Origin of the sequence: Enterobacter oligotrophicus, from assembly GCF_009176645.1 — a bacterium.
Classification (GTDB): domain Bacteria; phylum Pseudomonadota; class Gammaproteobacteria; order Enterobacterales; family Enterobacteriaceae; genus Enterobacter; species Enterobacter oligotrophicus.
In genome coordinates, this window is record NZ_AP019007.1 from 3,028,785 (window position 1) to 3,046,959 (window position 18,175).

The following is an 18,175-nucleotide window of genomic DNA, read 5'->3' on the forward strand; positions in this document are numbered from 1 at the left end:
ACCCTTATTTGCCGCTGAATAGCGTGATATTCATCACGTAAATATGGCCATTTATCCATATTCACCGTATTTATGTGGCACAGATCACTGCTGCTGCTCGCCTTTCCACTTTGAAGTGGAAAACAACTCGCTACAAACCCTCCACCGTGAACGTTAGTTTTATCCCAGAGCCATTAATGGGGTAAGACCAGTGATTAACGGAGCGGTAATGAACGACGTTGGGGAACAGGCGGTGCAAACAGAACAGCTCGCGAACACCATGCTGCAGCAGGTCTATGCCCTGCTGGCCCGGCACAACATCATCCCCAATGCAGTACAGGAACAGATGCTGACCTCCCACGTCCGCGCGATGGCGCACCGGTCCGTGACCGGCGAGCCGCTGCCGGAGGTTGAAGCGGAGCTGTTCGATGAAATTTCACCTGATTCAATGCGGCTTGCCCGTGAAGTGGTCGCGCAGTTTGGCAACCTTCCTGATGAAGAAGCCTGGCTGCTCTCCGTTCACTTCGAAGTCGCGAAAGACAACCTTTAAGGAGCAACACATGGAACAGATTACAGTCGTGATTGGCGATCGCCTGGGTAAAGGTCAGAAAGTGGCTGCGGGTGTGGAAAAAGCAGGTGGACGCGCGGTTGTCGTGCCGGGTATGGCAGCAGATATGAAACTGGGCGACGTAATGAAAGCGGAAAACGCCACTTTCGGTATCTCTTTCTGCGGCAGCGGCGGCGCGGGGGCTATTACCGCGCAAACCAAATATGGCTACAAAGCGAAATACGGTATGCGTTCAGTGGATGAAGGCGTCACCGCCATCAACGAAGGCTGCAACGTGCTGGGCTTTGGCTTTATGGATAAAGAAGAGCTGGGCGAGCGTCTGGTACAGGCGTGGCAGAAGAAGCACGGCGCGTAAGTATGAAAGAACAGTTCACAACCACGGTGAGAGTGAAGGGGAAGGGCGACGCCAAAGCGCGCGCCTTTGCTGATGCACTCAACCACGTTCAGGCCGCGGTGATGAAAGCCTCACCGCATATCTTACTGCGTATTGAGCCACAGGATGTGCAGGTTGTTCAGGCGCAAGAAGCGGTGCGTAAAGAAGCATTTCTGTTCTTCTTTCTGCGCCGGGAAAGACGCACCTACAGCGTGGAGCTGGATGTGACCGTCAACGTGACTGCTATCAATCTCGACCAGGTGGATTTCGTCACGCAACGCTGATTATTCATAAAAGGGCAGACTGATGTTCTTAATTATTTTAATAAAATCGCTCATCATTGGCGGCCTGGTTGGCGTCGGTGTAGGAGCCGGGGCTGCACGCATGTTTCATGCGCCTACCACTCAGGGTATGGGCGCGTTTCGCACATTGGGGGAACTGAACTCCTGTGAAGGGGACCCGGCATCCCACTTCTCCTTTGGGTTAGGTTTCTTCTTTAACGCCTGGGCCTCTTCCGTGGCCGCGGGTGCCTTCACACAGGACGTTGACCACCGCATCATCCCGAACTGGGGGGCGGCGGCGCTGATGATCAAAAACCGTAACGTCGGTGAAACACTGCATGACCCGCGCAAAATGGCAATTGCCTGCGGCATCATCGGCATGATTGTTGTGACCTTCCTTAACCTGACCGCCTCTTCCGTTCCGGCCGCACTCCAGGTGACCGCCGTGAAGGTACTGGTGCCTGCGGCTAACCTGCTGGTGAACACCGTGATGCCAGTGATCTTCTGGCTGGCGGCCATCGACGCAGGTAAAAAATCCGGCTTCTGGGCCACCATCTTTGGTGGTGCTGCACAGCTGATCATGGGTAACGCCGTACCGGGGCTGGTACTGGGTATTCTGATTGGTAAAGGTGTTGAAGAGAGCGGCTGGAACCACGTCACCAAAGTGATGATGGCGGCCATCGTCCTGCTGTTCGTGCTGAGCGGTTTCTTCCGCGGCTTCGACATGAAGATGATCGAATCCTTCCATCTGACCGTGCCGAACTGGCTCGACATGATCCACAACTCGCTCAGCGGTAAATAACAGGAGCCTCGACATGGAACAAAATAAAGGTTTTTGGTATGCCGACTGGTCGTTCCCGATCTTCGTTGGCCTGCTCTCCTCCGGTGTGTTCGCCGGGACGCACATGTACTACCTGTACGGCATCGGCGCGTTTAACGAAGTGGCCTTCGTGGCGATGCTGAAAGCAGGCATCGATACCGGCGTGTACGGCGCGGTGGCGGCGTTCGGCGCGAGCTTCCTGTTCGCCCGTATTATTGAAGGATCGCTGGTCGGTATTCTTGATATCGGCGGCGCGATCCAGACCGGTGTAGGCCTCGGCGTTCCGGCGCTGCTGCTGGGTGCGGGCATCATGTTCCCGGTGACCAACTTTATTGCCTCGCTGATTACCGGCCTGGTGATTGGTCTGGCGATTGGTTACGTCATTATCCTGGCGCGTAAGTTCACCATCAATCAGAGCAACTCCACCTACGGGGCAGACGTGATGATGGGCGCGGGTAACGCCTCTGGCCGCTTCCTCGGGCCGTTGATTATCCTCAGCGCCATGACCGCCTCCATTCCCATCGGCGTCGGTTCCCTGGTTGGCGCACTGCTGTTCTATATCTGGCAGAAGCCTATTACCGGTGGTGCCATCCTCGGCGCAATGATTTTAGGCTGGCTGTTCCCGGTCGCCCTTTAATACCTGCGGGCGCATCTGCGCCCGCCTTATCAGGAGATCCCCATGTTTGATTTACTCCTGCGCCGTGCGCGCCTTACCGACGATACCCTGACCGATATCGCCATTCAGGACGGGAAAATCGCGGCGCTTGGCGAGATTGACGCGCCCGCTCATAAAACGGTTGAGCTGAACGGCGAAGTGTTCGTCAGCGCAGGCTGGATTGACTCTCACGTTCACTGCTACCCGAATTCGCCGATTTACCATGACGAGCCGGACAGCGTAGGCATTGCTACGGGCGTGACCACCGTTGTGGACGCAGGCAGTACCGGCGCGGACGACGTGGACGATTTTTATGACATCACCCGCAAAGCCTCCACCGAAGTCTTTGCCCTGCTGAACATCTCCCGCGTGGGGCTGATTGCCCAGAACGAACTGGCCAATATGGCCAACATTGACGCTGATGCGGTGAAGCAGGCGGTTAAACGCCACCCTGATTTTATTGTCGGCCTGAAAGCGCGCATGAGCAGCAGCGTGGTCGGTGAAAACGGCATTACGCCGCTGGAACGCGCGAAAGCGATCCAGAAAGAGAACGGCGATCTGCCGTTGATGGTGCACATCGGCAATAACCCGCCGAACCTCGACGAAATTGCCGGGCTGCTGAGTTCTGGTGACATCATCACCCACTGCTACAACGGCAAACCGAACCGCATTCTGACGCCTTCCGGCGAACTGCGTGCGTCCATCACGTCTGCGCTGAAACGCGGCGTGCGTCTGGACGTCGGCCACGGCACGGCGAGCTTTAGCTTTGAGGTGGCGAAACGCGCCATCGCGATGGGCATTCTGCCGCACACCATTAGCTCGGATATCTACTGCCGCAACCGTATCAACGGCCCGGTGGGCAGCCTGGCAAGCGTGATGTCGAAATTCCTCGCTATTGGCATGTCACTGCCGCAGGTCATTGCGTGCGTGACCGCGAACGCCGCCGACGGCCTGCGCCTGACGCGCAAAGGGCGTATTGAGCCAGGGCTCGACGCCGACCTGACGCTGTTCACCATTAAACGCCAGCCGACGGTGCTGACGGATGCTGAAAACGACAGCCTGCAGGCTGAACACATTCTGGTGCCGCTTGCCGCGATCCGCGCGGGCAAGGGCTACATGACCGAACAAGGGAGCACGGAACATGCCTTCGATTTATGAGAAGTACCACTTAAAGCAAGTTATCAATACCTCTGGCCGCATGACGGCGCTGGGCGTCTCCACGCCGCGCCCGGAAGTGGTGCAGGCGGCGATGGACGGGATGAACCACTATTTTGAGATGAAGGATCTGGTCAACAAAACCGGCGAATACATCGCGAAACTGCTGGATGTGGAAGGGGCGACGGTGGTTTCCTGTGCGTCGGCAGGCATTGCCCAGTCCGTGGCGGCGGTGCTGGTAAAAGACAGCGACTGGCTGCTGGAAAACCTGCATGTCACCCCGATTGAGAACAACGAAATCGTTCTGCCGAAAGGCCACAACGTCAACTTTGGCGCGCCGGTCGGCACGATGGTGGCGCTGGGCGGCGGTAAGCTGGTAGAAGCAGGCTACGCTAATGAGTGCTCTGCCGATCAGCTGGCGGCGGCGATCACCCCACGCACCGCGGCGATCCTCTACATCAAATCTCACCACTGCGTGCAGAAAAGCATGCTCAGCGTGGAGCAAGCGGCAGTGGTGGCGCGTAAACACGATCTGCCGCTGATCGTCGATGCTGCAGCAGAAGAAGATCTGCATGTTTATTACCGCTCCGGTGCTGACCTGGTGATCTACAGCGGCGCGAAGGCGATCGAAGGGCCAACCAGCGGGCTGGTGATCGGTAAAGCTCAATATGTTGAGTGGGTAAAACGCCAGACGGCGGGCATTGGCCGTGCCATGAAGGTGGGCAAAGAGGGCATCCTCGGCCTGACCTGCGCCATCGAACACTACCTCACGGCGACCAAAGAGAGCGGTGCCGAGATGGTCGCCAAAATGACGCCGTTTATCGACGCGCTGAATACCCTGAACGGCGTCACGGCGCGCGTGGTCTGGGACAGCGCCGGTCGTGACATCGCCCGCACCGAGATCAAGTTCGACGAAGCCACCACGGGTGTCGGCACTGGCGAACTGGTGAATGCGCTGAAGCAGGGTGAATACGCCATTTACTTCCGTGGCTACAAGGCCAACGAAGGGATTATCGAAGCGGATGTGCGCAGCGTGAACGCTGATCAGCTGAACATCGTGTACCGCCGCATTAGCGAAGTGTTAGGACAGGAGAAAAACGCATGAAACTGACCCCCAATTTTTACCGTGACCGCGTCTGCCTGAACGTACTGGCTGGCTCTAAGGCCAACGCCAGCGCCATTTATGAGGCGGCGGAAGGTCATGTGCTGGTGGGCGTGCTCTCCAAAAACTACCCGGACGTAGCGAGCGCGGTCGCGGATATGCGTGAGTACGCGGCACTGATTGATAATGCGCTCTCTGTGGGTCTGGGCGCGGGCGATCCAAACCAGTCGGCGATGGTGAGTGAAATTTCCCGCCAGGTGCAGCCGCAGCACGTCAACCAGGTCTTCACCGGCGTGGCCACCAGCCGCGCGCTGCTGGGGCAGAATGATTCCGTCGTCAACGGTCTGGTCTCTCCGACTGGCACCGTCGGGATGGTGAAAATCTCCACAGGCCCGCTGAGCAGCGCAGCTATGGACGGCATTGTGCCGGTTGAAACCGCGATTGCCCTGCTGAAAGATTTCGGCGGCAGCTCGATCAAATACTTCCCGATGGGTGGCCTGAAGTGCCGTGATGAGTACAAAGCAGTGGCGGAAGCCTGCGCCCGTCACGATTTCTGGCTGGAGCCGACCGGCGGTATCGATCTGGAAAACTTCGAAGAGATCCTGCAGATTGCGCTGGATGCAGGCGTGAGCAAAATCATTCCACATATTTACAGCTCGATCATCGACAAAGCCAGCGGCGACACACGCCCGGAAGATGTGCGCACGCTGCTTGAAATGACGAAGAAGCTGGTTAAATAGCAAAAACAACACCCCTCACCCTAACCCTCTCCCAAAGGGAGAGGGCCGGGGTGAGGGGAAACACACCGCACAAACCTGAAGGAGCCACCATGCACACCCGAAACCTGCTTGTCGCTTCACTCTCTTTACTGGCTACCGCCGCTGTCGCTCAAACCCAGTATGCCTGGGTCGGCACCTATAATCCGAACGGTGAAGGGCTGTACCGCTTCACCGTCGATCCACAAACCGGTGCGCTCGGTAATAAGACGCTGGTGAGCAAGTTGCCGAACGCCGCGCAACTGGCCGTCTCGCACGACGGCAAAACGCTTTATCTGGCAAGTGAAGTAGAGCAGGGCGTGGTGCAGGCGCTGCGGGTGGGCGAGAACGGCGAACTGAGTGAGCTGAATCAGGTTTCCTCCGGCGGTGCGGGGCCGGTTTATCTCTCTCTGACACCGAACGGCCAGCACCTGCTGGTGGCGAACTACGTCAGCGGATCGATTGCCGTTCTGCCGATCAAAACAGACGGTAGTCTGGGTGACGCGACGGACACACATCAGGATCAAGGTGAACCGGGTGCGGCGAAACCGGAAGCCGCTGTTGAGGGTAGCTTCGCCATCAGCGATCACAACGGCCCCCATGCGCACATGATCGCCGCCGATCCGAGCGGGAAGTCTGTTTTTTCTACCGATCTGGGGCTGGATCGTATCTATCAGTACCGCTTTGACGATCAAAGCGGAAAGCTGACGCCGAACGATCCGCCATTTATCAATGCTTCCTCAAAAGGGGCGGGGCCGCGCCATTTTGTCTTTACGCCGAAAGGTGATGCCCTGTGGCTGATTAACGAAGAGGCGTCTACGCTCACCCATTATGTGATGGACAGTCAGGGGCGGCTGAAAGAGGGGAAAACGATCTCAGCCCTGCCGGAAGGTTACAAAGGCACCAGTTTTGCCGCTGGATTGGTACTGAGTGTGGATGGAAAACAGCTGTACGTAGCTAACCGTTTGCATAACAGCATCGGGCACTTTACCGTAACAGCGGATGGCACGCTGACGCATCAGGATGATGTCTGGACGCGTGGCGACTACCCGCGCACCCTGACGCTCGATAAACAGGGGCGCTGGCTGTACGTCATGAATCAGCGTAGCGACAACATTACCCGTTTCCGCGTTGGGCGGGACGGCAAACTGAGTTTTGAACCGGACTATACGCCGGTCGGCAGTCCATCCCAGATGGTTATTTCACCCTAAGCAGTAAGAGGACAACCCCGTGCGATTTCCGAACCAACGTTTAGCGCAACTTTTCGATCTGTTGCAAAACGAGACGCTGCCGCAGGACGAACTGGCGCAGCGGCTGTCGGTTTCCACGCGAACCGTCCGTGCTGATATCACCGCCCTGAACGCGCTGCTGGCGAGCCACGGCGCGCAGTTTATTCTGAGCCGCGGCAATGGCTACCAGCTTAGAATTGACGATGCAGCGCGTTATCAGCAACTTCAGGAGTCTCACCCGCGCACCTTGCGTATCCCCCGGACGGGGCCTGAGCGCGTGCACTATCTGGTGGTGCGTTTTCTTACCTCGGCATTTTCCCTTAAGCTCGAAGATCTGGCGGATGAGTGGTTTGTCAGCCGTGCCACGCTGCAAAGCGACATGGTGGAAGTGCGCGAGTGGTTTCACCGTTACAACCTGACGCTGGAAACCCGCCCGCGCCACGGCATGAAGCTGTTTGGCAGCGAGATGGCGACCCGCGCCTGCCTGACTGACCTGCTCTGGGAGCTGGCGCAGCAGGACAGCCTGAACCCGCTGGTGACCGACGTGGCGCTGAATGCGGGTGTAGCTGAACAGATGGTGCCTGTACTGCACGACGCGCTTACGCGCCATCACATCCGCCTCACCGACGAAGGTGAACTGTTCCTGCGTCTGTATTGTGCGGTGTCGGTCCGCCGCATCAGCGAAGGCTACCCGCTGCCGGAATTCCATGCGGAGGATGTGGAAGAGAACGTCCGCGAGGCGGCGAAAGATATCGCGGTGACGATTCAACAACTGGCGGGCAAAGCGCTTTCTCCGTCGGAAGAGAGCTGGCTGTGCGTCCACATTGCCGCCCGTCAGATTCAGGAGATTGCGCCAAGCGCGATTAACGCCGACGACGATGAAGCGCTGGTGAACTATATTCTGCGCTACATCAACACCCACTATAATTACAACCTGCTCAGCGACGAACAACTGCATGCGGATCTGCTCACGCACATCAAAACCATGATCACCCGCGTGCGCTATCAAATCATGATCCCGAATCCGCTGCTGGATAACATCAAGCAGCACTACCCGATGGCCTGGGACATGACGCTCGCGGCGGTCTCTAGTTGGGGCAAATACACGCCGTACGTGATCAGCGAAAACGAGATTGGCTTCCTGGTGCTGCATATCGGCGTCGGGCTGGAGCGTCACTACAACATTGGTTACCAGCGTCAGCCGCGCGTGCTGCTGGTGTGCGACGCCGGTAACGCGATGGTGCGCATGATCGAGGCGGTACTGCAGCGCAAATACCCGCAGATAGAGATCACCCGTACACTCACCTTACGCGAGTATGAACTGGCCGAATCCATCGGCGAAGACTTCGTGATTTCAACTGCCCGCGTGAGCGAAAAATCTAAACCGGCGGTGATGATCGCCCCGTTCCCGACCGATTATCAGTTAGAACAGATCGGCAAGCTGGTGCTGGTGGACAGAACACGTCCGTGGATGCTGGATAAATATTTCGACGCCGCCCATTTCCGTATTATCGATAAGCCGATTGACCAGCAAACCCTGTTCCGCGAACTGTGCGAACAGCTTGAAAGCGAAGGCTTTGTTGGCGCGGAGTTCCTGGAGTCCGTCGTCGAGCGTGAGGCCATCGTCAGCACCATGCTGGGTGACGGCATTGCACTGCCGCACTCCCTCGGGCTGCTGGCGCAGAAAACGGTGGTCTATACCGTGCTGGCCCCGCAGGGCATTAAATGGGGAGACGAAACCGCGCATGTGATCTTCCTGCTCGCCATCAGCAAAAGCGAGTACGAAGAGGCGATGGCGATTTACGATATTTTCGTCACCTTCCTGCGCGAACGTGCCATGACGCGGCTGTGTAGTTGCGGGGATTTTGCCGAGTTTAAGGCGGTGGCAATGGAGAGTTTGAGCCGGTTTTGAGGGAAGGGCGGATGAAAAATATCCGCTCTTAGTTAACGCAAATGATGCACAACCTGGTTACTGCTGCCGCGCCAGATAAGCATAGGGTCTTTTAAATCCTGCACAAACTTGCCGTCGACCAGCACGTTAATCAGATCCACCACTTCCATTTGATGCGCATTCAGTTCATCCAGTTTGTAGCCCGTCCAGACCCAGATGTCTTTGCCCTCACATTCGCGGCGAATGCGTTTTACCAGCTTCAGGATCTCCGGCACGTTTTGCGGATGGAGCGGGTCACCGCCGGAGAGCGAGATCCCCTGGCGTTTGATACGCGTGTCGTTCAGATCGTTAATGATCCGGTCTTCCATCTCAGCGGTAAACGGCATGCCTGAATTTAAGCGCCAGGTGCTTTTGTTGTAGCAGCCGGGGCACTCGTGAACGCAGCCTGATACAAACAGGGTACAGCGGGTGCCGGGTCCGTTGACGATGTCGACGGGGTAGTACTGGTGATAATTCATAGCGTTAACCTGATGCCCTCACCCCGGCCCTCTCCCACAGGGAGAGGGAGAAAACTGGGGCCGGCATAACAATGTGCTCGATCGGTTCCCTCTCCCTTGAGGGAGAGGGGTAGGGTGAGGGGGAGAACCCGGCAAAGCACTTACCCGATCTGCCCATTCCCCAGATGTTTCACCCTGCGCTTCACCTCTTCCTGCTTACCGGCGTTGAACGGACGCGCATCCGGGCTACCGAGATAGCCGCACACGCGGCGAGTCACGGAAACGCGAGCCGCGTCGTGGTTGCCGCATTTCGGGCAGGTGAAGCCTTTGCTCGTACACTCAAACTCCCCAGTAAAGCCGCACTCATAGCACTCATCAATAGGCGTGTTGGTGCCGTAATACGGCACGTGCTGATAGCTGTAATCCCACACGTCTTCCAGCGCTTTCAGGTTGTGCTGGATGTTCGGATACTCGCCGTAGCAGATAAAGCCGCCGCTGGCGATAGGCGGATAGGCCGCTTCGAAGTCGATTTTGTCGTATGGATTCACCTTTTTCTCGACGTCAAGGTGGAAGCTGTTGGTGTAGTAACCTTTGTCGGTGACACCTTCAACGATACCAAATTCCGCAGCGTCCAGACGGCAGAAGCGGTCGCACAGGTTCTCGCTCGGCGTGCTGTACAGGCTGAAACCGTAGCCGGTTTCGTCTTTCCACTGGTCTACCGCATCGCGCAGACGCTGCACGATAGCAATACCTTTCTCACGCAGAACATCGCTGTCGTAGACATGCTTGTCACCAAACAGCGCGTTGATGGTTTCGTGGATGCCGATATAGCCCAGAGAAATAGACGCGCGACCGTTTTTAAAGATTTCCGATACGTCATCGTCCGCTTGCAGACGCACGCCGCAGGCTCCTTCCATATAGAGGATGGGTGCTACGCGGGCTTTGACCCCTTCCAGACGCGCGATGCGGGTCATCAGCGCCTTACGCGCCAGCTGCAGGCGTTCATCAAGCAGTGTCCAGAAGGCGTCTTCATTACCTTTGGCTTCCAGCGCGATGCGCGGCAGGTTGAGGCTGATCACGCCCAGGTTGTTGCGCCCGTCGTGGATCTGCTCACCGTTTTCATCCTCGTAAACGCCGAGGAAGCTGCGGCAGCCCATCGGTGTTTTAAACGAGCCGGTGACTTTCACGACCTGGTCGTAGTTGAGGATGTCCGGATACATGCGCTTGCTCGCGCACTCCAGCGCCAGCTGTTTGATGTCGTAGTTCGGATCGCCAGACTTATGGTTGAGGCCATCGCGGATAGCGAATACCAGTTTCGGGAATACCGCCGTTTTGCGGTTTTTGCCCAGGCCAGAAATACGGTTGCGCAGAATGGACTGCTGAATGAGGCGTGACTCCCAACTGGTGCCCAGCCCAAAGCCGAAGGTGACAAACGGCGTCTGACCGTTAGCGGTATGCAGTGTGTTGACCTCATACTCCAGCGACTGGAAGGCGTCATAGCACTCTTTCTCGGTGCGGGAATGTGCATAGCCGTCGGCGTCCGGGATCTGCCACTCTTCCGCTGTTTTACGGTGCTTGTTAAAACTCGCGGTGACGAACGGCGCGAGCACTTCATCAATGCGGTTAATGGTGGTGCCGCCGTAAATATGGCTGGCGACCTGAGCAATAATCTGTGCCGTTACCGCCGTGGCCGTAGAGATGGATTTTGGTGGTTCAATCTCGGCGTTACCCATTTTAAAGCCGTGGGTCAGCATACCTTTCAGGTCGATCAGCATGCAGTTGAACATCGGGAAGAACGGCGAGTAGTCGAGATCGTGGTAGTGGATTTCCCCACGCTCGTGCGCGGAAACCACATCGCGTGGCAGCAGATGCTGGCGCGCGTAGTGTTTAGCGACAATACCGGCCAGCAGGTCGCGCTGGGTCGGGATCACTTTGCTGTCTTTATTGGCGTTTTCATTGAGCAGCGAGGAGTTGGTCTGCTCCACCAGACCGCGAATTTCCTGGTTCAGGCGACCACGTTTTTCACGCTGAACGTCACGGTCGTGGCGATACTCAATGTAGGCGCGTGCCAGTTGCTTGTAGGGACCAGACATCAGTTGGTTCTCTACTGCGGTCTGGATATCGTTGATATCCACCTGGCTGCGTTCATTCATCTGGCTGCTAACGACTTCTGCGACGGTGGCGCAGTAATCTGCGTCATCGACTCCCGCTGCTTTAGCTGCACGCAGAATGGCTTCTTTGATGCGCTCTGATTTAAACGGCACTTTACAGCCATCACGTTTCATCACATGCGGTGTCATGATCACTCCATTTTAAAAACAGGTTATCCACAGAGGTGGAGAAGACTGCGGCGGTCGGATTACCAACCAGGCCAGAGACTTCCCTCGTTCCCAACACGTGTTATCCACAATTCCGGAGAGCTGAGTCGCCGTGTTGTTGTTGGAATAGTAGACGATAAATACAAGATGTTGGGTCGGCATGCATTTTAAATGCTACATATAGTGATTTGCATCAAACATGTTTGCGATTTTCTTGATTCAGAACAAAGTAAAAAGAGGAGAGTACAAATGGCGGGCATCACAGCGTTTGTAAAAAATAGACATCAAATTTTCGCTTAAAAATTCAACAAAAACAGGCGCTCAGCGTATACGCCGCTGAGCGCCCATGATATTAGCTGCCTGCAGCCCAACTCAGCCCTGCGTTGACAAAAGCGATGGCGGTGATAATGCCGAGCAGTAAAGGAATCAACATCGTTCGCGCCGGCTTAACGTCCGCATCCGGGTGGGCTTTTGCGGGCTGCAGAACGGCCAGTGCTTCTTCGCCTGTTCGCGCCGCGACCAGATTTGCGCGAACGCTCTCTTCCATAAGCGTACACGTGAGCGTTGTTAACAATTGCATGTGGGTGGTTCCCGCTTCGGCTTCAGGAATCGCCAGCAGGAAGACGATCCTGACCGGTTCATCCCCTTCAAGGCCAGGCCACATCACCGGCTCATCAAAGAGCGCCATGCAAAATGCAGCCTGCCGCACGGCGGAGGATTTACCGTGTGGTACAGCAAGTTCTTCGCCAAGCGCCGTCGGTCCTTCATTTTCTCGGTGTAAAACGCTCTGGACAAAAGCTGCTTTATCATCAATGACCTTCTGCCTGAACAATGCTTCAGACATCAGCCGGATGAGTGATTCCGGCGAACGGGCAGGTGGATTGATAAAAATAAGTTCGGGGTGCGTCAAAGCAAGCAAGTTCATGTCAGGCCTCAATAAGGAAATCGCAGGTACTGCAGGGTTGGATTAGCTTCACGGGCGGTACTTTTTCTTCCAGATAATTCACCTGAGCCCGTTCCGCCAGGCCCGGTGGTACGGGCACGGGATGTGTCCCGGCGTTAAAAACACGCACAAGCGTGCCGCTCAATACACGGGCGTGTGGCAGAGCGGAAAGCACCAGAGGCGCGGGTATTTCCAGCAATGAAAAAACAGCCGGGAGGGGGCGAGCATTAACGTCCAGGGCAAAACGCTCAAGACGATTATCGAGTGAATGTAATGTTTGCCGTTGATAGGTAAAGGGTTGCCCGAGCGCCAGGTTTTCCAGGTTACGTAACGTGGAATGCTCCGCGTTGTCCGCCAGCGCCAGCGTAAAGGAAAAGTGCAGCGGCTTAAGCAACTGAGCATCCGGTGTTTCAACCACCGTATTGTTAATACCCGAAGCACGTCCTGGCCGCCATTCAAGATCGCTACGACCGAGAACGCCCGTAGATTTAAACAGTGTCAGCGCGATTGTGGCAGGCTGACGATCGAGGATCTGAAACTCTTTCATCCCCCGGCTGTTGATCGCTAACGCTTTGCCAGGCTCAGCAATGCCGATAATGCCCTCGCTGGTTTCAATATCAACAGGTAACTCCCGGTAGCGCGCCTGCCAGCGATTGGCATCATGCCCGATTGTGCGCTGTATCACCGAGAAGGGCTGGGAAGCAACAGAGTGTTGCGTGCTGATATCACTGTTGATCAGCAAGCGTAACCGGTGATCGCAACTGTTGTTTTCCAGCGAAATGTCGACATACAGGTTTGGATCATCTTTACGTAATTCACACTCCATGTGAATGTGCAGCGGTCTGGTACTGTTTTGCCCGCGTGAGGATAAATCCGGCGGCAGGTGCAAAACTACCTCAAGGTACATTCTCTCAAGGAGTGGATTTTTGATGCAGTTGATGAGCGTGAAATCACTACTCAGGATCGGTTTATCCCCCGCAAGTGGCGAGAAATCGTAACTGTCCCCGGCATCGGCGCAATCTTCAAAGCTAAAGATCCCGGCGATGCGCCTGTCGCGGCATTTATCTACAAGCGTTAGCACTCCCGCATCACACTCAAGCCGATAAGCTGTGTTTTCAATCGTCCGGCCGGGTTCGGCCTGGGGCAATGTATAAGGAAGCGCATTCTCTTCTACGCTGACTGACAGATAACCCACGGGCGGCAGAGCTGGTGTCTCCAGGGCGATGTGCCAGCGATAATACGGGGGAAGGTCTGTTTCGTTTTCGCCTTCAGAGGTGAGTGAGATAACACTGCCTCCGGGAAGCGTCTCGCGTGCCAGAACCTCAAACGCGACCGGTTTTCCCTGGTGCGAGAGGGCAATATGCTCAGACCGGCTATAGAGCGTGGTTTTTACGATCCGTTGCGTTGTTGTGCCCAGAGGGTTAACGATCAGCAGATCATTTTCCTGGCAGCAGGAAGCCGCCAGCGCTTTTATCACCAGATTCCACAGGCTGTGACAGCGCTGCTCAGTCTGCTCCAGGCGATGAAGGATGTCGCGGTTCGTGGCATCGCTGTTACAACCGCCGATAGAGTCGTGCGCATGGCAACGCAGCAACATTTTCCAGATGCTGTCGACCAGCGCAAGATTCACCGCGAGGCCCTGATGGCGAGCCAGCGCAATGGTTGGCTCCAGCTGGCGGAGAATGAACTGTTCAATCTCATAATTTTTCTTTTTGATATCGTAGCGAACCGATCCGATGGTTTTGTGGATGCGGGTATAGCGCGGTGATTTCAGTTCTCCTTCCCAGACTTCAAAGTCCTGGCTCTGGGCACGTAAAAGTTCGACATAGTGCTCTAAGGAGTCAATCTGATAGTCATCGTGAGTGGGTGAACGCTCACTTGCGAGTTTCAGTATATGAGGCAGTGTCGGATCGATGTTGACCTGATCGCCACCGCAGGGCAGCAGCAGGTCGGTGATACCCGCACGTTCGCGTAGCAGATTAACGGCAGGATAGATTTTTTCTTCTAAGCAGCTCGCCTCTGCGCGGATGTTTTTCGCTGCGCCATATCCCATCGCCATTGCGCAGGCGATGATGGTTGCGCCCGATGGCGCGCGCCAGAGGAACTGACTGTTTTTGGCCTGTTCATCGTGATTCACGCCGCGCCAGAAAACAATATTGTCGATATTGCAGCCGCGCAGCAGGGCTGGCATCTGTGCATTGTGACCAAACGTATCCGGCAGATAGCCCACCTGCATAGCGTGCCCCAGCGCCTCTGCTGCCGATATGCCGTATTTCAGGTTGCGAATCATTGATTCGGCGTGAACGTTGTAGGTATCCGTCTGGCTATACCACGGCCCCACAAACAGGCGCTTATCCCGCACCAGCTTTTGCAGGCGAGGGGTATAGTCAGGGTTGATCGCCAGAAAATCGTCAACCACGGCCATCTGACCATCAAGGTGATAGCAGATATACGCGGGGTCGCGCTCCAGCGTAGCAACCACCTCAGCGAAGTTATATGCCGCCAGGACGGTGCTGTCCTGATGGGTGAAATACCACTCCTGATCCCAGTGCGTATGTGCAATAACGTGAATTTGGCTCATGATAGTGTCCTTAGTCAGTGCTCTTCGGGCTGAGATAAAGCACGCCCAGCGCACAGATCAGCGACCCTGCTAAGACACTGACCAGATAGCCAACGATGTTGGTCGCCAGCGGCCATCCCCATATTGCTGGCAGTGGTAAGGTTTGCTTTACCCCTAACGCAATCGCCAGTAACGCACCGGAGACGGCTCCTGCCATAAACACGGGGATCAAACGCGGGTTTTTCAGAATGAAAGGAATGGCACCCTCTGAGATACCAATGACGCCCAGCAATAATGAGGTACTGCCGACCGTTTTCTCTTCGCTGCTGAAAACGGCGGGAAGGCCAAACCGCCCGTTAAGAAAGGCGGCGAAACCAACGCCGATGGAAGGGATGACAATCGCCAGTTCACGCGCGGTTAAGTCGAACGTTTCGCTTACACCGTTCAGGCCGAGTGCCACTGAACCGGCGGCTTTATTGATTGGCCCACCCAGGTCAAACGCCGTACCTGCGGCGATCATGGCCGAATAGAAGCCTCGTCCGGTGTCCCCCGCAGAGGTGAAAAAAGTCACCATGAGCTGATTAAGCGAACCAAAGACAGGATTAATCAGATATTCCATCACCATCACCAGCGTAATACCGGTGATGAGCGGCACGATAAGCATGGTCTTAATGGTGGTGAGTTGCTGTCTGACGTGAATGTTATCGTTGAGCCAGCGCACGAGGTAGCCCACAAAGAACCCGATACCAATGGCACCAAAAAAGCCTGAAGGCATAAAGTTTTCGATGTCAAAGAAACGTTTATAGACCTCGTCCGACATGATGCCGCCAACAAGCCCCGGAATGAGCGCGGGTTTTCCGGCAATGGAAAATGCCAGGTACATGGCAAATACCGGATACATAAACTTAATCGTCATAAAGCCGAGCTTATCCAGCACGCTAAACGGCGAATTCTCAATCCCGATAAACTGGCCTGTGATTTTTGCGGTCGCCATCATCAGGCCGCCCATTACCACAACCGGTAACATATAGCTAATGGCGGCCATGATGTGACCGATAAAAATCTGGTATGCCGAGCGGTGGTTTTCCGCGTCGTTCTCAATGTGGGCGACCGTTTTGTCCAGCGACAGTGCCTGGTCCAGATAGCGATCGGTATGTTTAATCAGTTCCTGAGTACGGACCTTGAGATGAGGCACATTATCGAAACGTTCTGCATCTTGTATGGGGACATCGATCGCCAGTACGACGGCAGTGGCGCTGGCAATATCCTGCGCGGTGAGGCGGTTTTTTACACCATCGCTTCCCTGCGTTTCGACCTTAACCTCAATATTGTGCTGTTTCGCCCATTCAGTAATTTTATTTGCCGCCATAAACGTATGGGCAATGCCTGTCGGGCAGGCGGTTATCGCGACAATTTTTTGTTTCGTCATTATAATGGCTTCCTGCTGTGAAAGTATCGGCAGTATAAGGAGAATCAAATACAAAGATTAATGTTTGATAATACTTATTACGTATCGTGATACTTATTCAGGAAATATGTGAAGCGCCTTCCAGCGCGTATTAATGAAAGCTGCTAATATCAAAGCGGTTTTTAAAAGGATACACAGCATGAATTCTTTCCAGGGAAGCGAACGTTTGATATTTGAATACATTCAATATCACGCTCATAATATTTCTGATATATCGGCAAAAGAGATCGCTCGTGATACCTATACCACGACAACGTCTGTTAACCGTGTCTGTAAGAAAATGGGGTATAAGAGCTACACGGAGCTGCGGTACCGGTTTCTGCGCGACCAGCATGCGGCGGCACCGTCACACACGCTGTTGCGTGTGGAAAGTGAAGAGATTGAGGCGGACGTTTCCGGGCAACTTATTCATTCCAGCCATATCTATCTTTATGCGCGCGGGGCATCACTCACCAGTCTTAACTATTTATCACGCTTTCTGTCGCTCGCGAGCCTGCCGCATCTGATTCTGAACGATATGCACCAGCTAACCCGTGTATCAAAAGGTACGTTGGTCCTTATCAGTAAATCGGGTGAGACGCAGTCTTTAATCGAAATGGCGCGCAACGCACTGAGAAAGGGGCTGAAAGTTGTCGCGATAACTCGCCGTGGCTCAACGCTGGCGGCGATCTCAACGCTGTGCTGGCCTTTAGACATTGATATCAATGCCATCTCGCTTTATCAGCGGGAAGGCCAACTGGAACTGCTGAGCGCCGTTGACCGTATCGGCTGCAGGTTGTTGCAGCACGATACGGTGTAGGGGCGTTTAAAGTTGTTTCACAATGCCCAGGCGGACGGCGTAATCATTTTCATGGTTGCCGTCATCGTTGATATAGGTTTTATCCAGTGAAACCAGCTCAACGTAAGGCGTCCAGCCGTCGTCGAGTTTATAGTTGAAGGCGAGCGTGTGTTCCCAGTAGGTATCATCACCGGTTCCCTGATCGACATTATCCTGCCAGCGGAAGCGCGGGTTATAGGACATACCGAATTTCCCGATGTTATAAGCAAACCAGATATCGAACTGGTGAGACTCACGTCGGGTGTAGCCGCTACCGTCTAACGCCTTGTCGCTGTGCGCGTCATTAACGGTGTTATAGCGATAACGTGCCGACAGATTCAGGCCGTTATCAAAGGATTTCCAGCCCTGAATAAAGGGACGATAGTGTGTATTGCTGGCGGTAAACACGGTCACCATGCCGGGGGCGACAGCGTAGCCGTTGCCGAGGTCAAAACGCCAGCGGGTTTCGATCTCTTGTGCGGCCTCTGTTAAGCCTTTATCGTCGGAATTATAGCGGTCTGTATCACCAAAAAAGGTATCGTTGTGGTTTTGCGCGGCTTCGACGGAGAAATAAAAACCGTTATCAGCCTGATGCATGACTTTAATGCGAGAATCATTGACGTCGGAGCGTGTGTTATGTCCAAAGCGAAGATCGACCGAGGTATTTCCACACCAACCCTGACTGCTTAACAATAATGCGCTAATACACGTTGCTTTAATAATAATGTTTTTCATAATGTCCTGCCGAGGTTATTTTATTGGCA

Annotated in this window: 17 protein-coding genes; 11 read left to right on the top strand and 6 right to left on the bottom strand. The window is 55.0% G+C overall.

Annotated features, from left to right (window positions below; translation table 11 throughout):
• Positions 1-190 precede the first annotated feature (190 nt).
• From EoCCA6_RS14560 to EoCCA6_RS14605, 10 genes are all read left to right on the top strand, one after another.
• Positions 191-529 (top strand): glycine dehydrogenase, encoded by a 339-nt coding sequence (locus tag EoCCA6_RS14560; RefSeq protein WP_086527803.1) that lies wholly within the window; start codon positions 191-193, stop codon positions 527-529.
• A 10-nt stretch (positions 530-539) separates the two neighbouring features.
• Complete coding sequence (locus tag EoCCA6_RS14565) at positions 540-902, top strand: SFCGS family glycine-rich protein (RefSeq protein WP_006179053.1); 363 nt, start codon at positions 540-542, stop codon at positions 900-902.
• 2 nt (positions 903-904) lie between these two features.
• A complete protein-coding gene (locus tag EoCCA6_RS14570; protein ID WP_006810338.1) occupies positions 905-1,204 on the top strand; it encodes a DUF4312 family protein in 300 nt (99 codons plus the stop codon).
• 22 nt (positions 1,205-1,226) lie between these two features.
• Positions 1,227-2,003: a DUF4311 domain-containing protein gene (locus EoCCA6_RS14575; protein WP_006810337.1), complete on the top strand. Its 777-nt coding sequence runs from the start codon at positions 1,227-1,229 to the stop codon at positions 2,001-2,003.
• A gap of 13 nt (positions 2,004-2,016) precedes the next feature.
• Positions 2,017-2,658, top strand: a complete 642-nt coding sequence (locus EoCCA6_RS14580; protein WP_003856081.1) for a DUF4310 family protein — start codon at positions 2,017-2,019, stop codon at positions 2,656-2,658.
• A 42-nt stretch (positions 2,659-2,700) separates the two neighbouring features.
• Positions 2,701-3,834, top strand: coding sequence for an amidohydrolase/deacetylase family metallohydrolase (locus EoCCA6_RS14585; RefSeq protein WP_152083250.1), 1,134 nt, complete (start codon positions 2,701-2,703; stop codon positions 3,832-3,834).
• Positions 3,818-4,936 carry a DgaE family pyridoxal phosphate-dependent ammonia lyase gene (locus tag EoCCA6_RS14590; protein WP_152083251.1) on the top strand — a complete coding sequence of 373 codons (1,119 nt, stop codon included), beginning with the start codon at positions 3,818-3,820 and terminating at the stop codon, positions 4,934-4,936. Before EoCCA6_RS14585 ends, EoCCA6_RS14590 begins: the two co-directional genes overlap by 17 nt.
• A complete protein-coding gene (gene dagF, locus EoCCA6_RS14595) occupies positions 4,933-5,673 on the top strand; it encodes a 2-dehydro-3-deoxy-phosphogluconate aldolase (RefSeq protein ID WP_152083252.1) in 741 nt (246 codons plus the stop codon). Before EoCCA6_RS14590 ends, dagF begins: the two co-directional genes overlap by 4 nt.
• 89 nt (positions 5,674-5,762) lie before the next feature.
• The gene (locus EoCCA6_RS14600) at positions 5,763-6,899 is read left to right on the top strand and encodes a lactonase family protein (RefSeq protein ID WP_152083253.1); all 1,137 of its coding nucleotides are present in this window, start codon (positions 5,763-5,765) and stop codon (positions 6,897-6,899) included.
• A 19-nt stretch (positions 6,900-6,918) separates the two neighbouring features.
• On the top strand, positions 6,919-8,829 hold the full coding sequence (locus EoCCA6_RS14605; protein WP_152083254.1) for a BglG family transcription antiterminator: 1,911 nt from the start codon (positions 6,919-6,921) through the stop codon (positions 8,827-8,829).
• 32 nt (positions 8,830-8,861) lie between these two features.
• On the opposite strand, the gene nrdG is transcribed toward EoCCA6_RS14605, so the two are convergent.
• The 5 genes from nrdG to EoCCA6_RS14630 all read right to left on the bottom strand — a co-directional run bounded on the left by nrdG (position 8,862) and on the right by EoCCA6_RS14630 (position 16,555).
• Entirely contained in the window at positions 8,862-9,326 is a 465-nt protein-coding gene (gene nrdG, locus EoCCA6_RS14610; RefSeq protein ID WP_152083255.1) for an anaerobic ribonucleoside-triphosphate reductase-activating protein, read from the bottom strand.
• 140 nt (positions 9,327-9,466) lie between these two features.
• A complete protein-coding gene (gene nrdD / locus EoCCA6_RS14615; protein ID WP_152083256.1) occupies positions 9,467-11,605 on the bottom strand; it encodes an anaerobic ribonucleoside-triphosphate reductase in 2,139 nt (712 codons plus the stop codon).
• Positions 11,606-11,975: 370 nt separating this feature from the next.
• On the bottom strand, positions 11,976-12,548 hold the full coding sequence (locus EoCCA6_RS14620; RefSeq protein WP_152083257.1) for a fructose PTS transporter subunit IIA: 573 nt from the start codon (positions 12,546-12,548) through the stop codon (positions 11,976-11,978).
• Position 12,549: 1 nt separating this feature from the next.
• Positions 12,550-15,147 (bottom strand): glycoside hydrolase family 38 N-terminal domain-containing protein, encoded by a 2,598-nt coding sequence (locus tag EoCCA6_RS14625; RefSeq protein WP_152083258.1) that lies wholly within the window; start codon positions 15,145-15,147, stop codon positions 12,550-12,552.
• A 10-nt stretch (positions 15,148-15,157) separates the two neighbouring features.
• On the bottom strand, positions 15,158-16,555 hold the full coding sequence (locus EoCCA6_RS14630) for a PTS fructose transporter subunit IIC (RefSeq protein ID WP_152083259.1): 1,398 nt from the start codon (positions 16,553-16,555) through the stop codon (positions 15,158-15,160).
• A gap of 178 nt (positions 16,556-16,733) precedes the next feature.
• On the opposite strand from EoCCA6_RS14630, the gene EoCCA6_RS14635 reads away from it, so the two are divergent.
• Positions 16,734-17,393 (top strand): MurR/RpiR family transcriptional regulator, encoded by a 660-nt coding sequence (locus tag EoCCA6_RS14635; RefSeq protein ID WP_152083260.1) that lies wholly within the window; start codon positions 16,734-16,736, stop codon positions 17,391-17,393.
• A 6-nt stretch (positions 17,394-17,399) separates the two neighbouring features.
• Here EoCCA6_RS14635 and EoCCA6_RS14640 read toward each other — a convergent pair whose 3' ends face one another.
• Positions 17,400-18,146 (bottom strand): oligogalacturonate-specific porin KdgM family protein, encoded by a 747-nt coding sequence (locus EoCCA6_RS14640; RefSeq protein ID WP_152083261.1) that lies wholly within the window; start codon positions 18,144-18,146, stop codon positions 17,400-17,402.
• Positions 18,147-18,175 lie beyond the last annotated feature (29 nt).

What these genes read in the sequence shown, in the direction of transcription:
- EoCCA6_RS14565 (WP_006179053.1), top strand. Translation starts at nt 540, where the DNA reads ATGGAACAGATTACAGTCGTGATTGGCGATCGCCTGGGTAAAGGTCAG.
- EoCCA6_RS14570 (WP_006810338.1), top strand. Translation starts at nt 905, where the DNA reads ATGAAAGAACAGTTCACAACCACGGTGAGAGTGAAGGGGAAGGGCGAC.
- EoCCA6_RS14575 (WP_006810337.1), top strand. Translation starts at nt 1,227, where the DNA reads ATGTTCTTAATTATTTTAATAAAATCGCTCATCATTGGCGGCCTGGTT.
- EoCCA6_RS14580 (WP_003856081.1), top strand. Translation starts at nt 2,017, where the DNA reads ATGGAACAAAATAAAGGTTTTTGGTATGCCGACTGGTCGTTCCCGATC.
- EoCCA6_RS14585 (WP_152083250.1), top strand. Translation starts at nt 2,701, where the DNA reads ATGTTTGATTTACTCCTGCGCCGTGCGCGCCTTACCGACGATACCCTG.
- EoCCA6_RS14590 (WP_152083251.1), top strand. Translation starts at nt 3,818, where the DNA reads ATGCCTTCGATTTATGAGAAGTACCACTTAAAGCAAGTTATCAATACC.
- dagF (WP_152083252.1), top strand. Translation starts at nt 4,933, where the DNA reads ATGAAACTGACCCCCAATTTTTACCGTGACCGCGTCTGCCTGAACGTA.
- EoCCA6_RS14600 (WP_152083253.1), top strand. Translation starts at nt 5,763, where the DNA reads ATGCACACCCGAAACCTGCTTGTCGCTTCACTCTCTTTACTGGCTACC.
- nrdG (WP_152083255.1), bottom strand. Translation starts at nt 9,326, where the DNA reads ATGAATTATCACCAGTACTACCCCGTCGACATCGTCAACGGACCCGGC.
- nrdD (WP_152083256.1), bottom strand. Translation starts at nt 11,605, where the DNA reads ATGACACCGCATGTGATGAAACGTGATGGCTGTAAAGTGCCGTTTAAA.
- EoCCA6_RS14620 (WP_152083257.1), bottom strand. Translation starts at nt 12,548, where the DNA reads ATGAACTTGCTTGCTTTGACGCACCCCGAACTTATTTTTATCAATCCA.
- EoCCA6_RS14625 (WP_152083258.1), bottom strand. Translation starts at nt 15,147, where the DNA reads ATGAGCCAAATTCACGTTATTGCACATACGCACTGGGATCAGGAGTGG.
- EoCCA6_RS14630 (WP_152083259.1), bottom strand. Translation starts at nt 16,555, where the DNA reads ATGACGAAACAAAAAATTGTCGCGATAACCGCCTGCCCGACAGGCATT.
- EoCCA6_RS14635 (WP_152083260.1), top strand. Translation starts at nt 16,734, where the DNA reads ATGAATTCTTTCCAGGGAAGCGAACGTTTGATATTTGAATACATTCAA.
- EoCCA6_RS14640 (WP_152083261.1), bottom strand. Translation starts at nt 18,146, where the DNA reads ATGAAAAACATTATTATTAAAGCAACGTGTATTAGCGCATTATTGTTA.